The sequence below is a fragment of the Rhodopseudomonas palustris genome (assembly GCF_007005445.1).
GTDB classification, from domain to species: Bacteria; Pseudomonadota; Alphaproteobacteria; order Rhizobiales; family Xanthobacteraceae; genus Rhodopseudomonas; species Rhodopseudomonas palustris_G.
Genome location: NZ_CP041387.1, coordinates 3,738,943 through 3,757,168, shown reverse-complemented (window position 1 = coordinate 3,757,168; position 18,226 = coordinate 3,738,943). Strand labels below are relative to the sequence as shown.

Annotated in this window: 18 protein-coding genes; 10 read left to right on the top strand and 8 right to left on the bottom strand. The window is 65.3% G+C overall.

Translation table 11 applies throughout. The annotated features are described in order from the left end of the window. Positions 1-64: 64 nt before the first annotated feature. The 3 genes from FLL57_RS17235 to FLL57_RS17225 form a co-directional block, all read right to left on the bottom strand. Entirely contained in the window at positions 65-1,339 is a 1,275-nt protein-coding gene (locus FLL57_RS17235) for a lytic murein transglycosylase (protein WP_142883514.1), read from the bottom strand. Positions 1,340-1,521: 182 nt separating this feature from the next. Beyond that, entirely contained in the window at positions 1,522-2,511 is a 990-nt protein-coding gene (locus FLL57_RS17230) for a hypothetical protein (protein WP_142883513.1), read from the bottom strand. A gap of 16 nt (positions 2,512-2,527) precedes the next feature. Further along, positions 2,528-3,970, bottom strand: a complete 1,443-nt coding sequence (locus FLL57_RS17225; protein WP_013504260.1) for a helix-turn-helix domain-containing protein — start codon at positions 3,968-3,970, stop codon at positions 2,528-2,530. Positions 3,971-4,186: 216 nt separating this feature from the next. On the opposite strand from FLL57_RS17225, the gene FLL57_RS17220 reads away from it, so the two are divergent. From FLL57_RS17220 to FLL57_RS17210, 3 genes are all read left to right on the top strand, one after another. Continuing rightward, complete coding sequence (locus FLL57_RS17220; protein WP_142883512.1) at positions 4,187-5,827, top strand: isocitrate lyase; 1,641 nt, start codon at positions 4,187-4,189, stop codon at positions 5,825-5,827. A gap of 24 nt (positions 5,828-5,851) precedes the next feature. Continuing rightward, entirely contained in the window at positions 5,852-6,067 is a 216-nt protein-coding gene (locus tag FLL57_RS17215; protein WP_013504258.1) for a DUF4170 domain-containing protein, read from the top strand. 263 nt (positions 6,068-6,330) lie between these two features. Next, entirely contained in the window at positions 6,331-6,882 is a 552-nt protein-coding gene (locus tag FLL57_RS17210) for a hypothetical protein (RefSeq protein ID WP_013504257.1), read from the top strand. A gap of 41 nt (positions 6,883-6,923) precedes the next feature. Here the strand turns inward: FLL57_RS17210 and FLL57_RS17205 are convergent, their stop codons facing one another. Then, on the bottom strand, positions 6,924-7,805 hold the full coding sequence (locus tag FLL57_RS17205; protein ID WP_142883511.1) for a metallophosphoesterase family protein: 882 nt from the start codon (positions 7,803-7,805) through the stop codon (positions 6,924-6,926). Between the two features lie 135 nt (positions 7,806-7,940). Here FLL57_RS17205 and FLL57_RS17200 point away from each other — a divergent pair, with 135 nt between their 5' ends. The 3 genes from FLL57_RS17200 (at position 7,941) to FLL57_RS17190 (ending at position 10,913) form a co-directional block, all read left to right on the top strand. Further along, positions 7,941-8,429 (top strand): NUDIX domain-containing protein, encoded by a 489-nt coding sequence (locus tag FLL57_RS17200; RefSeq protein ID WP_013504255.1) that lies wholly within the window; start codon positions 7,941-7,943, stop codon positions 8,427-8,429. Between the two features lie 255 nt (positions 8,430-8,684). Further along, a complete protein-coding gene (locus FLL57_RS17195) occupies positions 8,685-10,337 on the top strand; it encodes a mechanosensitive ion channel family protein (RefSeq protein WP_047308125.1) in 1,653 nt (550 codons plus the stop codon). 60 nt (positions 10,338-10,397) lie between these two features. Then, the gene (locus FLL57_RS17190; protein ID WP_041808073.1) at positions 10,398-10,913 is read left to right on the top strand and encodes a GNAT family N-acetyltransferase; all 516 of its coding nucleotides are present in this window, start codon (positions 10,398-10,400) and stop codon (positions 10,911-10,913) included. A gap of 121 nt (positions 10,914-11,034) precedes the next feature. Here FLL57_RS17190 and FLL57_RS17185 read toward each other — a convergent pair whose 3' ends face one another. From FLL57_RS17185 to FLL57_RS17165, 4 genes are all read right to left on the bottom strand, one after another. After that, positions 11,035-13,392 carry a TonB-dependent receptor gene (locus FLL57_RS17185; protein ID WP_047308658.1) on the bottom strand — a complete coding sequence of 786 codons (2,358 nt, stop codon included), beginning with the start codon at positions 13,390-13,392 and terminating at the stop codon, positions 11,035-11,037. Positions 13,393-13,508: 116 nt separating this feature from the next. Continuing rightward, positions 13,509-13,871 carry a hypothetical protein gene (locus FLL57_RS17180; RefSeq protein WP_047308659.1) on the bottom strand — a complete coding sequence of 121 codons (363 nt, stop codon included), beginning with the start codon at positions 13,869-13,871 and terminating at the stop codon, positions 13,509-13,511. Positions 13,872-14,293: 422 nt separating this feature from the next. Further along, positions 14,294-14,836: a DUF3617 domain-containing protein gene (locus tag FLL57_RS17170; RefSeq protein ID WP_047307228.1), complete on the bottom strand. Its 543-nt coding sequence runs from the start codon at positions 14,834-14,836 to the stop codon at positions 14,294-14,296. A 14-nt stretch (positions 14,837-14,850) separates the two neighbouring features. Next, positions 14,851-15,141 carry a hypothetical protein gene (locus tag FLL57_RS17165; RefSeq protein ID WP_047307227.1) on the bottom strand — a complete coding sequence of 97 codons (291 nt, stop codon included), beginning with the start codon at positions 15,139-15,141 and terminating at the stop codon, positions 14,851-14,853. A gap of 166 nt (positions 15,142-15,307) precedes the next feature. On the opposite strand from FLL57_RS17165, the gene FLL57_RS17160 reads away from it, so the two are divergent. From FLL57_RS17160 to FLL57_RS17145, 4 genes are all read left to right on the top strand, one after another. After that, on the top strand, positions 15,308-15,769 hold the full coding sequence (locus FLL57_RS17160) for a hypothetical protein (RefSeq protein ID WP_013504248.1): 462 nt from the start codon (positions 15,308-15,310) through the stop codon (positions 15,767-15,769). 104 nt (positions 15,770-15,873) lie between these two features. Further along, positions 15,874-16,578 carry a ribonuclease T2 family protein gene (locus FLL57_RS17155; RefSeq protein ID WP_142883510.1) on the top strand — a complete coding sequence of 235 codons (705 nt, stop codon included), beginning with the start codon at positions 15,874-15,876 and terminating at the stop codon, positions 16,576-16,578. A gap of 119 nt (positions 16,579-16,697) precedes the next feature. Continuing rightward, a complete protein-coding gene (locus tag FLL57_RS17150) occupies positions 16,698-17,666 on the top strand; it encodes a bifunctional riboflavin kinase/FAD synthetase (protein ID WP_047307226.1) in 969 nt (322 codons plus the stop codon). Next, entirely contained in the window at positions 17,663-18,220 is a 558-nt protein-coding gene (locus FLL57_RS17145) for a sugar O-acetyltransferase (protein WP_047307225.1), read from the top strand. The genes FLL57_RS17150 and FLL57_RS17145 overlap by 4 nt, the downstream gene beginning before the upstream one ends. Positions 18,221-18,226: the final 6 nt, after the last annotated feature.

The following is an 18,226-nucleotide window of genomic DNA, read 5'->3' as shown; positions in this document are numbered from 1 at the left end:
GTTATTGCGTCGCACCCTAGAGCAAGTCGGCGGAATTTGAAAAGCCGCGGCGCGGATTTTTCCGCTATTGCGGCAGCGGCGCGGCCGGTCGGTCGCGCCTGGCGCGCCGCGGTTCGGTGGCCGGCTCCGGTTCGGCGGAGGCCGACGGGGCCGCCGTGCCGCCCATCCGGGTGAGCAGCTCCGCGGTCGGCCAGGAATCCGCCGGCAGACGATATTTGATCTGCATCGCCTTCACGGCGCTGCGGGTGTTCTGGCCGAGCACGCCGTCGACCTTGCCGACGTCGTAGCCGGCGCGCACCAGAAGCTGCTGCAACTGCTTCATCTCGTTGAACGAGAGCTGCGCCACCGCGGCACGGGGCTTCTGCATCGGCGGCGCTCCGGCGATCCGGGTCGCCAGGTAAGCGGCTGTGGTGGCGTAGATCAGCGAATTGTTCCACTCGGTATAGGCGTCGAAATTGGCATAGGCCAGGAACGCCGGGCCGTGCCGTCCCATCGGCAGCAGCAGCGAGGCCGGCAGGGCATCGCTTTGCAGCGGGCGCCCGTTCGGGTAGGTCACGCCCCATTGCGCCCATTGCGAGCGCGGATGCTTCACGGTGAGATCGGCCTGATCCCACGGCAGGTTGTCCGGCGCCTGCACCTCCTGCAGCCACGGCTCGCCGCGACGCCATTTCAGGCCGGTAGCGATGTAGTGCGCGGTCGAGCCGATCACGTCGGGTGCGCTGCGCAGCATGTCGCGGTGGCCGTCGCCGTCGTAGTCGACCGCGTAGTCGTAATAGTGCCGCGGCAGAAACTGGGTCTGGCCGAGCTCGCCGGCCCAGGAGCCGATCATTTCTGCCGGCGTCAGATCGCCGCGATCGATGATCTTCAGCGCCGCGATGGTCTCGTCCTGGAACATCTCGGAGCGGCGGCAATCATAAGCCAGCGATACCAGCGAGCGCAGCGTCGACAGATTGCCCTGCACCGCGCCGAAATCGCTTTCCAGCGCCCAGAACGCCGCGATCACCGCCGGTGGCACGCCGTACTCCTTCTCGGCGCGGGCGAACGCGCCCGCGTATTGCTTGATCAGTTGCTGGCCCTTGACGCGCCGTCCTTCGGACGCCATCCGCCCGGCGAACACCGTGAAGATCTGCCCGAACACCCGCTGGCCGCGGTCGCGATTGACGATGCTCTGGTCGTAGACGAGATACGGCGAGGCTTGCGCGATCGCGCCTTGCGACACCCCGGCCGCGACGGCTTTCTGTTTCAGGCCGGCGAGGAACTGCGGAAAGCTCTGGCCGCCGTGGCACGACGCGCCGCGCTGGGCGAGGGCGGGGGAGGCCGAGATAGCTATCGCGGCCATCGCAAGTGCGCCTACTTTCAGTCCCGTCTTCTGTGCCGTCAAGTCGATCCGAAGAATTTTCTGCAGCATATATTCCTCAGCAGCAGGTCATTTCAGATTGCGGCCAATTGGGTAGGCACGCATTCGCTTTGAAGACTGTTGAAACAATTCGAGCGCTACAGTATCGCTGCATAGCGCAATTTTCAGTTCTTCTGTACGAGTGGTGCGGCATTTTCTGGTATATCGAATCCGATTCCGTAACCACCAGTTTCTTTGCGTACATTTATTCTCCAGAACGCGCAGTTACATTCTCTTGCTAGTCGTTGCTCGATTTTTTCCGAGGTAACTTCTCTTATAGGGCGAGCAAAACTGATGCCACCGTCCCATCTTCGAAATAATAAGCAGTAGTTGGCGTTGCGGAAGTAGATTGCTAGAGCATTGTGAGAAGGGATCTGCGCTGGAATAACCTCAAAATTGTAGTCGCCGGTTCGCGCCTCTCCAAAGAGGATGTCTCGCTCCGCGGACGGCGATATGTCCGGGTTTGGTTTTGCAAAGAGCGCAGATAGTTCTGGCCATAGTTGAGCTCGTTCATGCCCAATGACTAGGGTAATAGGAAATCCACCTACTGAGGGGATGCTTGAATCTTGTATTACGTCCGCCATTGCGCAAGAAGTTCGGGTACAAATTTGATGGACGGCATCATTCACGATCGCGGGGCGGATTGCACGGGTTCCTCGTTCGAAGCGAACAATGTTTGATACGTCTCCCTTTTTGGGATTTCCTGTTGGAACGAAGCTCCGTTGAAATCTATCAAATGCAAGTCCGTCGCCAATCCAAGTCGTATTACAAGTGGATCGATTGCAAATTCCACCTTTAAAGACATGAATGGCTGCTGTCCTGACCGAGATAAGAAGAAAGTCCGTTTCCCCATCGGGGTTGCGGCGCGATTCTTTGTGTGCGGATAATAGAATTTCGCTTGCGGTATGAAATGCTGGCGAGCCGGAAAATTGCTTCAAGGCGACATCTGCAAAATATGTATTACCTGCAAAGGCGACCACCCAGTTGCTATCAATGTTGACTACTTTGAGCGACTGGTCCAGCGGGGTCCATTTGCAACGTGTTGGGTCGGTTAGTTTTGTGTCAGAAACGATGAGCAAGAAGTCCTGCACTCGTTTCACTACAACTAGTGTCATGCATCCCTCCAGTCCCTCACAACTCCCTTGCATTGCTGAACGCAAAGCTGCTGGCCCTTCTCGTGTTCTCGTCGAGGATCAGCGTCCGTGTGATCGGCGGCTCGGCGCGTTGGCTGCAGTGTTCGCGTTCGCAGAGGCGGCAGTTGACGCCGATCGGAGTGCCTTCGGCTTTTTCCAGGTCCATGCCGGCGGCGTAGATCAGCTTTGAGGCGTGGCGGATTTCGCACCCTAAGCCGATGGCGAAGCGCGGTTGCGGCTGCGGGTGCGGGGCGATCGGGCGGCGGACCATCTGGGCGATCGAGAAGTAGCGGCTGCCGTCGGGCAGTTCGATCACCTGCTTGAGTAGCCGGTCCGGCGTGTCGAAGGTCGAGTGCACGTTCCACAAGGGGCAGGTGCCGCCGAATTTCGAGAACGGGAAGGTGCCGGACGAGAACCGCTTGGAGACGTTGCCGGCGTTGTCGACCCGCAGCATGAAGAATGGCACGCCGCGGGCGTTCGGCCGCTGCAGCGTGGTGAGGCGGTGGCAGACCTGCTCGAAGCCGGCGTTGAAGCGCTGCGCCAGCACGTTGACGTCGTAGGAGAGTTGCTCGGCGGCGGCGTGGAACGCCGCATAGGGCATCATCACGGCAGCAGCGAAGTAGTTGCCGAGCGTGATGCGATACAGCCGCCGCGCCTGGTCCTCGAGCCCGCCGGCCCGATGCACGATCGCGTCGATCACCCCGCCATGCTCGGTCAGCCCGGTCTGGAACGCGACCTGGAAGGCGCGGCCGGGGCCGTCGATCAGCTCGGAGATCAAGAGTTGCCGGCGATGGCGGTCGAACCTGCGCAGCGTCTCGCGCATCACGTCGACCGGCATGATCCGGGTGGTGATCGAATGGCGCTCCCGCAGTCGGTCGGTCAGCGCGCCGAACATCTCCTGCGAGCCGATATTCAGCTCGTCGCGCACCGCTTCGGCGGCCTGCTCCAGCTCGGGGAAGTAGTTGCGGTTGGCCTCGATCATGTCGCGGATCCGCTCGATCGGGTTGGCCTCGTAGCGGATCTGTTCGCGGTCGGCCATCTGCGCCGCCACCATGGTCTCGCCGCGGCGGGCCTCGGTATAGGCTGCGTACAGCCGCTGCAGCGAATGGGTCACGCCGGGGCACAGTTCGGCGAGGTCGCGCAGCTCCTGCTTGGGCAGGTCGATCTGCCGGAACAAGGGATCGGAAAAGATCTCGTTGAGTTCGGCGAAGAACCGGTCCTCGTCGGCGGTGGCGAGGTCGCGCAGGTCGAGATCGTAGGTTTCGGCAAGCCGCAGCAGGATCTGGGCGGTCACCGGGCGCTGGTTGCGTTCAATCAGGTTGACGTAGCTCGGAGAAATGCCCAATCCTTCGGCGATCTGGGTCTGCGACAGACCGAGCTGCTGCCGAATGCGGCGGAACCGGGGGCCCACGAACAGTTTTTTACCGGTATCGCCGGCCATTTTCACGATCCTTTCAGATTCCGCCCCGGATATCGCTTTTTACAAAATTTACAAAATAACAATTGTGACATGTACTGAAGTTACATGACATCACCATTCGTTCGCAAGAGGTCTGTACGTCTTCTGTCATCTCGCGTTTATCTCCCGGCACGTTTCGCAGCGCGATTGTCACGAATGTCGTGACTGCGAATTATTCGTACCGAAGGGATCATCGACATGAACTTCCAGCCCCGTGGGATCAGCGACCTGGCCATCCAGGGTCCGGCCACCTACAAGAGCGAAATCGAAGCCGCCGAAGCCCTCCTCAAGGACAAGCCGACCTGGACCGGTGTGACCGCTGAAGCCGTCGCCCGCATGCGGCTGCAGAACCGTTTCAAGACCGGCCTCGACATCGCGCGTTACACCGCGGCGGTGATGCGCGCCGACATGGCGGCCTACGATGCCGACCCGACCAAATTCACCCAGTCGCTCGGCTGCTGGCACGGCTTCATCGCCCAGCAGAAGCTGATCTCGATCAAGAAGCACGGCGGCGGCAAGACCGATCGTCGCTACATCTACCTGTCGGGCTGGATGGTCGCGGCGCTGCGCTCCGAATTCGGCCCTCTGCCGGACCAGTCGATGCACGAGAAGACCTCGGTGCCGGCGCTGATCGAAGAGATCTACACCTTCCTGCGCCAGGCCGACTCGCGTGAACTCAACGACATCTTCCGTCAGCTCGACGCCGCCCGCAAGGAAGGCGACAAGGCCAAGGAAGCGGCGCTGATCGAGAAGATCGACAACTTCCAGACCCATGTCGTGCCGATCATCGCCGACATCGACGCCGGTTTCGGTAACGCCGAAGCCACCTACCTGCTCGCCAAGAAGATGATCGAAGCCGGTGCCTGCGCGCTGCAGATCGAGAATCAGGTCTCGGACGAGAAGCAGTGCGGCCACCAGGACGGCAAGGTCACCGTGCCGCACGACGTGTTCATCGCCAAGGTCCGCGCGGTCCGTCACGCCTTCCTCGAGCTCGGCGTCGAAGACGGCATCATCGTCACCCGCACCGACTCGCTCGGCGCCGGCCTGACCCAGCAGATCGCCGTCAGCCACCAGCCGGGCGACATCGGCGACCAGTACAACAGCTTCCTCGACTGCGAGGAAGTCGACGTCAACAAGGTCGGTAACGGCGATGTGGTCATCAGCCGCAACGGCAAGCTGCTGCGTCCGAAGCGTCTGCCCAGCAATCTGTACCAGTTCCGTCCCGGCACTGGCGAAGACCGCTGCGTGCTCGACTGCATCACCTCGTTGCAGAACGGTGCCGACCTGCTGTGGATCGAGACCGAGAAGCCGCATATCGAGCAGATCGCCGGCATGGTCGACCGCATCCGCGAGGTCATCCCGAACGCCAAGCTGGCCTACAACAACTCGCCGTCGTTCAACTGGACGCTCAACTTCCGCTGGCAGGTCTACGATGCCTGGAAGGCCGAAGGGAAGGACGTCAGCAAGTACAACCGCGCCGAGCTGATGAAGGCGGAATACGACGACACCGCGCTGGCGATCGAAGCCGACGCGCGGATCCGCACCTTCCAGGCGGATGCCGCCAAGCGCGCCGGCATCTTCCATCATCTGATCACGCTGCCGACCTATCATACGGCTGCGCTGTCGACCGACAATCTCGCCAAGGAGTATTTCGGCGACCAGGGCATGCTGGGTTATGTTAAGAATGTGCAGCGCCAGGAGATCCGTCAGGGCATCGCCTGCGTGAAGCATCAGAACATGGCCGGTTCGGATATCGGCGACGACCACAAGGAATACTTCGCTGGCGAAGCCGCTCTGAAGGCCGGCGGTGCCCATAACACGATGAACCAGTTCAGCTAAACGGAAAGAAGCAGGAGAAGGACCATGACAGCGGGCAGCAACTTCTGGGTGATCGGTGGCGAGTTCGGTTCGATGAACTTCCACAAGCTCGTCGAAGGGTCGGCCCAGGTGAAGGGTCCGTTCAAGACGCGCAAGGAGGCCGAAGAGGCCTGGAAGGTCCTTTCCGAGGAGAATCGCCATCGCGCAGGCGTGCGGTTCTCGATCGTGGAAGAGCCGAACCGGGCCGTCACCCCGGCCTGATGCGTTCCTGAACCGCGGCGGCGCACGCGCCGCCCGGCGAGCTGACGAGATAGAAGACGTCCAAGGACTTTGGCGGTCCTGTCGGGGCAACCCGGCAGGGCCGCCATCGTCGTTTTGGGGAGCCCTCAAACCAGACGGTGGCACGTCCGTCAGACTGCCGTGGATGAGCCAACTGGTTGATCCGCAACCGGCTTTCGCGGCCGAAGGGTTACTGATAGGTTAATCGGCGGCGGGCTCAGGCAAGCATGAGGCTGAAGTCGAGAATGGCGGATGCTCACAACTCCGGAAGCACGGCGGCGCGGCCGATGCGGCTCAAGGATGCGCTGCGGCAGGCCCGGATCGAGGCCGCCGACCGCACCGGCGTGGTCGTCGACCTGCGCGATGCCGAGATTGCCCGGCTCGAAATCCTGAGCGAAGCGCTCGACCCGCTGTTCGCCGACATCCCGGCCGGGATCGAGCTGTTCGACCGCGGCATCAGCCAGGGCGACACGCCGCGGCTGTGGATCGATGTCGTCGCCCATGTGGTGATGGGCCGCGACAAGCGGATCTACCGCTTCGTCCAGGATACCGCTTACGGCCGGATCGTGCTGGCCGAATCCCATGAGGCGGCCAGGATCGTCGATGCGGTGACCGCCTATGTGGCCCGCCGGTTGGTCGAACGCGAGCGGGCGCTGTCGGCGCCTCCGGTCCAAGCCGCGCCGCCGCCGCCCGCGCCGCAGCGCCGCAGCGGATTGTGGACCTTCGTACTCGGCTTTGTCGCCGGCGCGCTGGCGCTGTTCGCCCTCGCGCTGTTCGCGGCGCTGCGGATTTCCTGACGCCGCGCGCGGCGCGCAGCCGCGGTATGCGGCACCCGGCGCTACAGCATTTCGGGCGGGCGCACGTCGACAATCTGTTCGCTGGCCTGGAAGCCGCGGACGCGGTGCTCGCAGCGCCAACCGTCATTGCCTTCGCTGATCGTAAACAGGTTGTAGGCTGCCGACGGGCGGTGACGGTCGTTCATCGCCGAGGCGGACGGCACGCCGACCACCGGAATCGCGCCGGACGGCGTCTCGATCCGAACCGTGGCGTGGACGTGGTCGTGGCCGTGCAGCACCAAGTCGACCGGATGCCGTTGCAACAGCGCGATCAGCTCCGCGGAATCGGTCAACCGCTTGTGCCGCGACCGCGATTGCAGCGGATGATGGATCAGCAGCACCTTGAACACGCGCTCGCCGGAAAGGCTCTGCAGCAGCGTCTCCAGCGCTGCGCGCTGCGCCGCGCCGAGCCAGCCGGTGGCGCGCAGCGGCGCGGTCGGCACCGCGCTCGACACCCCGATGATGGCGATTCCCTCGCGGCGGCGCAGATACGGAAAGCCGGGCACCGCGTCGTCGCCGCTGATGTAGTCCGGAAACGTCTCGGCGAAGCGGTGCGCGGTGGAGCGGACATAGGCGTCGTGATTGCCCGGCACCAGGCTGACGCGGTCGGCCGGCCCGACGCTCTCCAGCCATTGCCGCGCCGGGGCGAACTCGTTCAGCAGCGCGATGTTCATCAGATCGCCGGTGACCGCGATATGGTCCGGCTGCTGCGCCTGCAGATCGGCGACCAGCCTGTCGAGGATGTCGCGGCGGTGGATCTGGTGCCGGTTACGCCGCCAGTTCAGGTAGCCGAGCGCGCGCTTGGAGGCGAGGTGGCGCAGGCCGGTCTTGGGCGGCAGCGGCAGATGCGGGTCGGACAGATGCGCCAGAGTGAATACGGTCATCGCCCGATCCTGTCGCGACGCCGCGCATTGCGAGCCGGTCGCGAACTGCCGCCTGTGAAAACCTCTGCGGTTTTGGCAAGTTGGCCGGACCGGCGCAAGCCTCCGCTGCGCCTTTGGCGGAAGGGACGTCCGGCGGTGACGGCGGTTCAGAATCTACGTTTGAAGTTCGAGCCGGTGCTGACACGGGCGTTTCATCTGTATTGGCGATTCGCGCGCGGCATGACGCTCGGGGCCCGCGCCGTGGTGCTGGACGACCAGGACCGGGTGTTCCTGATCAAGCATTCTTATGTCGTCGGTTGGCATCTGCCGGGCGGCGGCGTCGAGGTCGGCGAGAGCTTCGTCGATGCGCTCGCCCGCGAGCTGATGGAGGAGGGCCGGATCGCGCTGACCGGCGCGCCGACGCTGCACGGCATTTTCCTCAACAGCCATGTGTCGCCGCGCGATCACGTTGCCGTTTACGTGGTGCGGAATTACCAGCAAGACAGGCAGCCCGAGCCGAACCGGGAGATCATCGCCAGCGGCTTCTTTGCGGCTGATGCGCTGCCGGCCGAAACCACGCCAGGGACGCGGTTGCGGATCGCCGAGGTGCTCGGCGGTAGACCGCCAATCGCGACCTGGCGCTAGCCTCAGCGCGTGTTCCCGAATGCTGGTGTCGCCACCGTTTCACAGCTTGTCTTGCGACCACAAACTGGCGACCACACAGATGGCCCATTTCGCCGCTAGTGGCGGTGCAGCATTGTCATGGTCTCGGATTGTCAGCCTCGCCCAAGGCGGGGCGAAGGCCGCCAGCGCGACCATTCATCCCGTATTCCTGCGAGAGGATCGATTTTGACGTCAACTGCACGTGCATTGGTTCGAGTTCTGATCGTTGTCGCCGCGATGTTGGCCGCTGGCCCCGGATGGGCACAGGTTCCTGGCGTCAACGGTAACGGCAGCGCCGCGGCGCCGGCGGCGCCGCCGGCACCGACCGATCCGCTCGGCCGCGAGACGCCGGCCGGCATGGTGGCGGGCTTTATCGCTGCTGCCGCGGAGCAGAACTACGAACGCGCCGCGATGTATCTCGATCTCAGCCAGGAGAAGGATGCCTGGGGACCAAGCGTCGCGCAGCAGCTCCAGCGTATCCTCGATCGCGGCGGCCTGTTGTATTCCCGGCTACGCCTGAGTTCGGAGCCGCAGGGCGACCAGGAAGACGGCCTCGCCCCGGACCTCGAGAAGTTCGGCCTGGTCCGTACCGACCACGGCACGGTCGACCTGCTGGCGCAGCGGGTCGACAGCAAGGACGGCGTCAAGATCTGGCTGGTGTCGGCTCGCACCGTCAGCGAGCTGCCGGAACTGTCCCGCACGGTGCTGTCGAGCTGGGTCGACAGGCTGCTGCCTTACGCCCTGCGTGACGAATATCGCATCGCCGGCGCGCCGGTCGGGCACTGGCTCGCCGTGCTGGTGCTCGCCGTCTTGGTCTATGGCGCGATCTGGCTGATCACCGGCGCGCTGGGGCTGCTGGTGTTCCGGCTGCGCAAGGCGTCCGGCGACTCGCGGTTCCGGCGCGTGCTGAGCGCCTCCGCGCTGCCGGTCCGGCTGTTCCTGACCGCCTGGGCGCTGCGGGTTGCGATGGTTCTGGCCGGCGTCTCGATCGTGGCGCGCCAGCACATGTCCGGCGTCACCGAGTTTCTGGCCTGGGTCGCGCTGTCGTGGATCGTCTGGCGGGTCGTCGATGCGCTCGCCGCATTCGCGATCGACCGCATGACGCTGCGCGGCAGGTTGTCGATGCTGTCGGCGGTCACCTTCATCCGCCGCAGCGTCAAGTTCGTCATCATCGCGTTTGCGATCATCGCCGGTCTCAACGCTTTCGGCTACAACGTCACCGCCGGTCTCGCCGCTCTCGGTATCGGCGGTATCGCGATCGCGCTGGGTGCGCAGAAGACCATCGAGCACCTGGTCGGCAGCCTGACCCTGGTCACCGACCAGCCGATGCGGGTCGGCGATTTCTGCAAGTTCGGCGAGACGATGGGCACCATCGAGGACATCGGTATGCGGTCGACCCGCATCCGCACCCTCGACCGCACAGTCGTCACGGTCCCGAACGGCCAACTCGCCGCGGTGCAGATCGAAAACTACAGCCGGCGCGACAAGTTCTGGTTTCACCCGGTTCTCGACCTGCGCTACGAGACCACGCCGGATCAGATCCGCGCGCTGATCGCCTCCCTCCGGCAAATGCTGCTCGATCATCCCAAAGTCGACGACGATCCCGCGCGGGTCCGATTTATCGGGCTCGGGGCGACTTCGCTCAGGGTGGAGATCTTCTCCTACGTCCACGCCGTGAGCATGGACGAATTCCTGGAGGTCCAGGAAGAACTGAACCTGCGGATCATGGAGCTGGTTGCGGAGGCCGGCAGCGGCTTCGCCTTCCCGTCGCAGACGGTCTATGTCACCCGTGACAAGGGCGTCGCGGTGCCGACGGAGCAGGCCGATGCCACGCAGTCTGCCGGCGGTCCCGACGGCGCCTCGCCCGCCGCCGCGCCTCAACGGGTTTAGGCCGGGAGCAGTCTGGCGGCGATGGACCTGATGCGGAGGCGGTGCTATTTCGCCTCCGTCATGTCCGATCTGAAACTCACCATCCTGCCCGAAGCCCCCAACGACGCGCACGCCATCGAACGGCTGCACGAGCGTACCTTCGGGCCCGGCCGCTTCGTGCTCAGCGCCTATCGGTTGCGCGAGCATGTCGACCACATCGCCGAGCTGTCGTTCACCGCCTGGATCGGCACGCTGCTGGTCGGCTCGGTGCGGCAATTGCCGGTGACGATCGGCGACACCCCGGCGCTGCTGCTCGGTCCGCTGACGGTCGAGCCGCCGTTCCGCTCGCGCGGAGTCGGCCGGCTGTTGCTCGAACGCGCGCTGGCGGATGCCAGGGCGCAGGGCCACAAGCTGATCGTGCTGGTCGGCGACGAGCCGTATTACAGCCGGGCCGGCTTCAAGAAGATTCCGAAAGGCCGGGTGACGATGCCGGGACCGGTCGATTACGGCCGTCTGCTGGTCGCCGAACTGGTCGAGGGCGCGTTCGATGGCGTCAGCGGCCCGATCCGGCCGGACTGGAGCAGGGCGCGGGCGTAAGCTCACTGCCCAGCGTATTCCGGGGCCCGCGGAGCAGCGAACCCCGGAATCTCTTTTTGCAACAACTTCTGGATTCCGGGTTCGCTCGCTGACGCGAGCGCCCCGGAATGACTTCGGTGGATCAGAACTTCACGTTGGCGAAGGCCCGGACGCCGATGCCGGGCATCAGCACGTTGTCCTTGCTGTAGGAGGTGGCGATGCGGATGTCCTCGTTCAGCAGATTGTTGCCGACGAGGCCGAGCAGCATTTCGCGCGCGCCCCAGACATTGGGATCGAGCTTGGTGCGATAGCTCACCTCGGCCTTCAGCAGGTTGTAGCCGGGCGTCGTGGTCTCGGCGATCGGGGCGACGTCGTTCTGCGCGAAGGCGTGCAGCAGGTTGACCTTCATCAGCCAGTTGGCGTCGCGCCAGTACAGGCCGCCGCCGACGCGCATCGGCGGAATCCGCGGCACGTTGGTGCCGTCCGCGAAAGTCGCCCGCACGATGTCGAACTGGTTCTCGATGCCGAAGGTGCCGCCATAGAGCTGGGCGACGTCGAGCTGGCTCTGGAATTCGCCGCCCTTGAAGGTGGCGTCACGCTGCGAATAGATCGCCTGATTGAGTTCCAGTCCGGCGCCGGCCGCGCACTCCACCTCCTCGCAGGTATTCCCGGTCAGGCGGCGATAGATGAAGCCGCTGAACTGCGTGTAGTAGGCGGTGATCTCGAACCGGAACGGACCATCGGCGCGGCGCAGTCCGACCTCGACCGACTTCGCGGTTTCGATCTTCAGGTTCGGGTTGCCGATGTCGAAGGTCGCGGTGGCGTCGTGGCCGCCGCGCGAGAACAGTTCGGCGGGCTTCGGCGCACGCTCGGTGTATTGTCCGGTGATGCTGGCGGACAGGCCCCACGGCAGCGCCTGGATCAGACCCAGGCTCAGGCTCTTCGGCGTGAACGACAGGTTGCGCTGGGTTGCCGGGCCGATCGCGCTCGGGTCGCTGTTGAGGTCGAAGATTTCCGGAATCAACGACGGCGTCGAGCCGGACAGTTCGACGTGCTCGATCCGGCCGGCGACCTGCGCCTTGGTGGTGTTGGTGAACTGCAGCTCGTTGAACACGTAGCCGGCCACCCGGGTGTTCTTGTTCGGGTCGAACAGGCCGTTCAGCGGGCTGCCCGGATCGTCCGGGCTCGGCGCGGTCAGTTCCTGATGTCCGGCCTGCACACCGACCGCGGTGGTGACCGCCGCGAAGCCGGCGTTGAACGGCGCCAGTTGCACTTCGAGGCGGCCTTCCTGCTCGCGGTTGGTGAAGGTCTGGCGCACGCCATCGGTGGTCGGGTCGCCGGCGGTGGCCTGACCGACCTCGTTGTGCTTGTAGTCCGTGGCGCCGACCCAGAACCGGATCGCGTCGATCGCTGCCGCATCCGGGCGATATTCGCCCTTGGCGTTGAACTTGGTCTGCTTGGCGTCGATCCGGGTGCCGACCTCCGAGCCCTCCACACCGGGGATGCGATACAGCGAATTGTTCTGGGTGATCGACGCGCCGATGAAGCCGCCGTCGAACAGATACGAGCCGCCGATCGAGGCACCTGCGGCGGTGGCGGCGGAGTTGGGCTGGCGGCCGTTGAACGGCATACCGGGGGCCGCATAGGGATAGCTCGGCACGTTGTAGTCGCCGGCGTTGCGGCCGTAGACGTCGGCATGGACCGCGACGTTCTTGCCGCCGGCATCGAGCAGCACTGCGCCTTCGACGCCGCGATCGACCGAGCTGACGGCGCTGCGGACTTCGCCGTTCATGCAGCCGGCACCGCCGATCAGCGTCGGCGCCTTGGCCGGCAGGCCGTAGCTCTGGAACGGCTGCGCGCACGGCGGCAGCGCATCGGGAATGCGGTTGTTGGTGGCGCTGACGACGCCGCCGATCGCGGTCGAGCCGTAGCGCAGCGTGGCTGGGCCGCGGATCACTTCGATCTGGTTGGTGGATAGCGGATCGACCGGCACGAAATGGTCTTCGCCGAGGTCGGAGGCGCCGTTGCTGCCGATGCCGTTCTCGATGATGCTGACGCGGTTGACGTCGAGGCCGCGGATGATCGGCCGGCTGGCGCCGCCGGGCGCGTATTGCGAGCCGGTGATGCCGGGCTTGTTGCCGAGCAGGTCGCCGAGCGTGCCGCCGCCGTTGCGGCGGATCTCCTCGTTCGGCACCACCGTGACGGTGGCGAACTGGTCGGTGACGATCGGCAGGATGCCGGGTTGCGGCGCCGGTGCGGCCTGCGCCACCGGGGGCGTCTCGGGCTGGGCGGGACCGCGCTGGCGCGTCGTGGTGGCGACGCGGGCGGCCGGGCGCTGCTGCGGGGCCGCCTGATGACGGCGCACGATCGGGCTGGGCGCCGTGACGGTGACCTCGGGCAGTGTGGTGGCGGATTGCGCGAAAGCGACCGGAGCACCGGCGCTGTAGACGGCGAGCGTTGCGGTGCCGAGCAGAAGCCCGGTCTTGAAACGAGATGACATGGTTCGGTCCTGACTGTCCGGCTCACAGTGAGCCGGGATCTGCGGTGACGCAGATCGATCACGAGGCCGCGCAGCGCCGTTTTGCGGCGTGGCGCGATGTTCACGAGGGATCGAGGTCAGGACAGCGGGGGCGCGCGGGGCTGGAATGCACCGGGCGGAGCGGACGGCTCGGCAATGCCGGATGCGGCCAGGCGGTAGTGGATGGCGTGTGCCTGCTGCTGCGGCAGCGTCGGGGGCGCGGCATCCAGCGCCGAGCCGGCCATCGCCGTGACGGCGCAGATCGCGCACAGATCGGCGGCCGCGCCGTGATGACGATCGTTATCCGGTTCGGCCGGGCTGTTGGTCTCCGCGGCTTCGACGATCGCCGTCGCCACCGCTTCCAGGCCATGGATGTGGCCGAATGACAGGGCGAATTGCAGCGCCAGCGCGATCAGCGCCAGCTTTGCCCCCCATCCGATGTTCGCCCGCGCCCAGCTCATCCCCACCCGCCCCGAACACCACCGGCGAGCCCGGGCCGATGGCGTTACACTGTAACATCACGGGAAGGTCGGCGGCTGTCAACGGAGTAGGGATAGTCCGTAGCCGAGTGTGTCTTTTGCGCACGGAGCGCCCCGCCGGAATGCGGGCATGGCCGCTGAGAGCCGTCTTAGAGCGGTTCATCGTTTGATTGAAACGATCCGACCTTTCCGAAGGCACTGAGTCCTCATCCTGAGGAGACCGGCGAAGCCGGGCGTCTCGAAGGATGGGGCAACGCATTCCCTGCGTCACATGGTTCGAGACGGCGCTACGCGCCTCCTCACCATGAGGTTGTGCGTGTGGCACGCGGTGCGGATCAGCTCTGATTCTATAAAAAGCAGAACTGCTCTGGGGGACGGCTCCGGTCTCGGCCGTTACTTGATCGTTACTTGGCCTTCGGAATCAGCGCCTTGAGCTTTTCGATGTCGGCGATGTTCATCTTCAGTCCGCCCGGCATCACGATGTCGCCCGGCTTCTGACCGTCCTTGCACGGGCCCAGCCATTTGGCTTCCAGCGTCATGCTGCCGTCCTTCGGCAGGCCGGGGAGCGGCTTGTCGGTGTGCGACGTGACTTTGACCGTATAGGCCGAGTTGAAGTCGCCGGTGACCTCGGAATGCGAGGTGGTGCTCATGCCGGCGACGTCGCAAACCGCATCGGTGACGTAGCCGGCCGCAGTCTTCTGCGTCTCCTGCTTGGAGCAGGTCTCGCTCGCCATCGGTTGCAGCGACTTCGTCATCCGCTTGTCGGTGGCTTCGTCGGTGCAATGCAGGATGGTGATGTCCGAGCCGGGGTCGCCGCCGGGCCGTGCCATCTTCAATTCCCACAGGCCCGCCTTGCGGGTCGGCAGCTCGATCGCCTGCGCCGCCGTCGCCGGTGCGGCGAGCAGAAGCGGAAGCAGCCAGACAGAACGAAGGCGGCCACGGCTCATCGCTGCGGCTCCGCTCAGTATTTGGTGCGCAGCGGCCGCTCGTCGGTGCCATACGGCACCCAACGGCAGGCGAACGAGATGTAGCCGCCGTAATTGGCCTGGACGCCGAGCAGCTTCACCACCTTGCCGTAGCGGGCGCAGTGATCGATCGCCATGGCGCGGACGTCGGCGTGGCCGATCAGATTGGAGGAGATGATGCCGCCGGTATCATTACCCTTGAACGGTGGCACATAATCGGCGCGCGCCGCCGTGCCCGCCAGCATCGCGCCCAGAACGGCCAAGCCGGCAGCCCCCATCAATCGCATCGCAATCTCCTCATGTCGCTGAAGACGAGTCTAGAACGCCGCCACGAGAATGGAAAGAATGCGTCTCCGTTCCGCATCGGGTTGTGCCGAGGTGTGGCCGGGCCGCACTTGACCTCGGCATGGCTTCGCGGCACCGTCCGCCGCATCGAATTCCGGTGGATGAGCCATGCGATTCATTTCGACGTTGAAAACGCCCGTCGCCGCGGTCGCGGCTCTGCTCGGCCTGTTCGCGCTGGCGCCGACCGCCCAGGCGGCCAATCCGCTCGAGATGAACTTCTGGCTGTCGGGGCCGCGCTACGACGGCAATCTGCCGCCGTGCGAAGCGGCGCTGCCGTCGATCACCCACCAGTTCGCCGAGAAGGAAGGCACCTTCTGGAATTCGGATCTGCGGATCACCGCCTACGGCAAGATCCGCGACGTCGCGTTCCGGCCCTGGCAGAGCGACAACATTCCGCGTCGCTTCTGCGCCGCCGAGGTGCTGCTGAACGACGGCAAGACCCATCCGGTGTATTTCTCGATCATCGAGGACGGCGGCCTGGCCGGCTTCACCGACGGCGTCGAGTTCTGCGTGGTCGGGCTGGATCGCAACTGGGCGTTCAATCCGGCCTGCAAGGCCGCCAAGCCCTGAGCCGGGCAGCGTTGCCACGCCGCAGCGCCATCGACCATTTGGGTTCTTGAAACGTTCCTGAGCTCGGGTAGGCTGATCGCACGCCGGCAGCGGGGCCTTGTCGCATGGTTGGATTTATTGGTCGTCGACGGTCGCTGATCGCCGCCTGTGCGGCGCTTGCAGTGCTGTTCGCAGCGCTGGTTGGGGCGCCGGGAGCCGAGGCTCAGGACCGCCAGAATGCACCCGGCGAGTTCGACTTCTACGTGCTGGCGCTGTCGTGGTCGCCGTCCTATTGCGAGCAGGCGTCCGAACGCGGCCTCAGCGGCCGGTCGCAGCAATTGCAATGCGGCGGACGCCCGTTCGCCTTTGTGGTGCACGGGCTGTGGCCGCAATACGAGCGCGGCTTTCCGGAATATTGCGAGCGTCCGGCGCCGCGGCTCGACCGCCGCATCGTCGAGTCGATGCTCGACCTGATGCCGGCGCCGGGTCTGATCTATAATCAATGGGACAAGCACGGCACCTGCACCGGGCTGCCGCAGCGCAGCTATTTCGAGCAGATCCGCAAGGCCCGCGCCGCGGTCCGGGTGCCGCCGGACTTCATCGACGCCAAGGAGCCGCGCACCGTCACCGCCGACGAGGTCGAGGACGCCTTCATCAAGGTCAATCCCGGGCTGTCGAACGCCGCGATCGCCGTGATGTGCGACCGCAAGCGGCTCAGCGAGGTGCGGATCTGCATGAGCAAGGATCTGCAATTCCGGGCCTGCGAGGAGATCGACCGCCGCGCCTGCCGCCGCGACCGGCTCGAAGTCCCGCCGCTGCGCGGCGGCTGAGCGAGCGTTTCCGGCTTCAGTCTCGTCAGAGGTGTCCCTGGGCGCTCCACGGCTTGACACCGCGCGCGGCTCCGCGTCACGGTCGCCTCCCCACCCGAAAGCGATGAACTGAATCCCAAATGACAGGCTTTGCCGTAATCCGCGACGAGACGCCGACGGCCGCGATCCCGAAGGGCGCGGTGGTGGCGATGGGCAATTTCGACGGCGTCCACCGCGGCCATCGCGCCGTGATCGGCGCCTGCCTCGACATGGCGCGGATCAAGAAAGCGCCGGCCCTGGCGGTGACGTTCGAGCCGCATCCGCGCAAGTTCTTCAGCCCCGATGTCCCGCAGTTCCGCCTCACCGACGAGACCGCCAAGCTGCGGCTGCTGGCCGGCACCGGGCTCGACGGTGCGGTGATCCTGAGTTTCGACGCGCGCCGCGCCTCGACCACGGCGCACGACTTCATCCAGCACGAGCTGATCGGCCGGCTCGGGGTGCAGGGCATTGCGATCGGCTACGACTTCCATTTCGGCAAAGGCCGTGGCGGCTCGCCGTCGATGCTGGTCGGCGAGGCGCCGGCGCTCGGCATCGAGGTCGACGTCCAGCCCCACGTCGATTTCGGCGATCACCCGGTGTCGTCGAGCGCGATCCGCAAATGCCTGGAGCAGGGCCATATCGCCGCCGCCACCGAGATGCTCGGCGGGCCGTGGTTCGTCACCGGCGAGGTGATCCACGGCGACAAGCGCGGCCGCGACCTCGGCTATCCGACCGCCAATATCAGGCTCGACCCGGAGTGCAGCCTGAAGCACGGCATCTATGCGGTGCGGGTCGGCCGCAAGGGCAGGCATTACGACGCGGTGGCGAATTTCGGTCGCCGCCCGACGTTCGACAACGGCGCAGCCTTGCTCGAAGTGTTCGTGTTCGATTTCAACGAGCCGCTGTATGGCGAGACGCTCGACGTCGCCTTCATCGCCTTCATCCGCGCCGAGGAGAAGTTCGAGAGCATCGAGGCGCTGATCCGGCAGATGGACGACGACTCGGCCCGCGCCCGCGCCGCGCTCGCCGCCGCCGCCGGCGCGTTCCCCAAGCTCGGGACGCTCGGATGAGCCGCACTGAGAAGGAGAAGATGCTGGCGGGCGAGCTGTATCGCCCCGGCAGCCCCGAGCTTGCCGCCGACGAGGCCGCCAACAAGGCTTGGATCGCCCGCTATAATGCGTCCGGCGCCCAGCCGGCTGCGGAGCGGCATGTGCTGCTGTCCGAGCATTTCGGCCATGTCGGCAAAAGTGCGGTGGTGCGGCCGCCGTTCTTCTGCGACTGCGGCTACAACATCTTCCTCGGCGACAACGTCTTCCTCAATTTCAACTGCGTGATCCTGGACATCATGCCGGTCCGGATCGGCGACCGCACCCAGATCGGGCCGGCGGTACAGATCTACGCCGCCGACCACCCGCGCGATGCCGCCACCCGCCGCGACGGCCTGGAATTCGGCCGCCCAGTCACGATCGGCGCCGACGTCTGGATCGGCGGCGGTGCCATCATCCTGCCCGGCATCAGCATTGGCGACGGCGCCGTGATCGGTGCCGGCAGTGTCGTCACCCGCGACGTCGCCCCGCACGCCATCGTCGGCGGCAACCCGGCCAAGCCGCTGGGGAAGGGCTGAAACAGC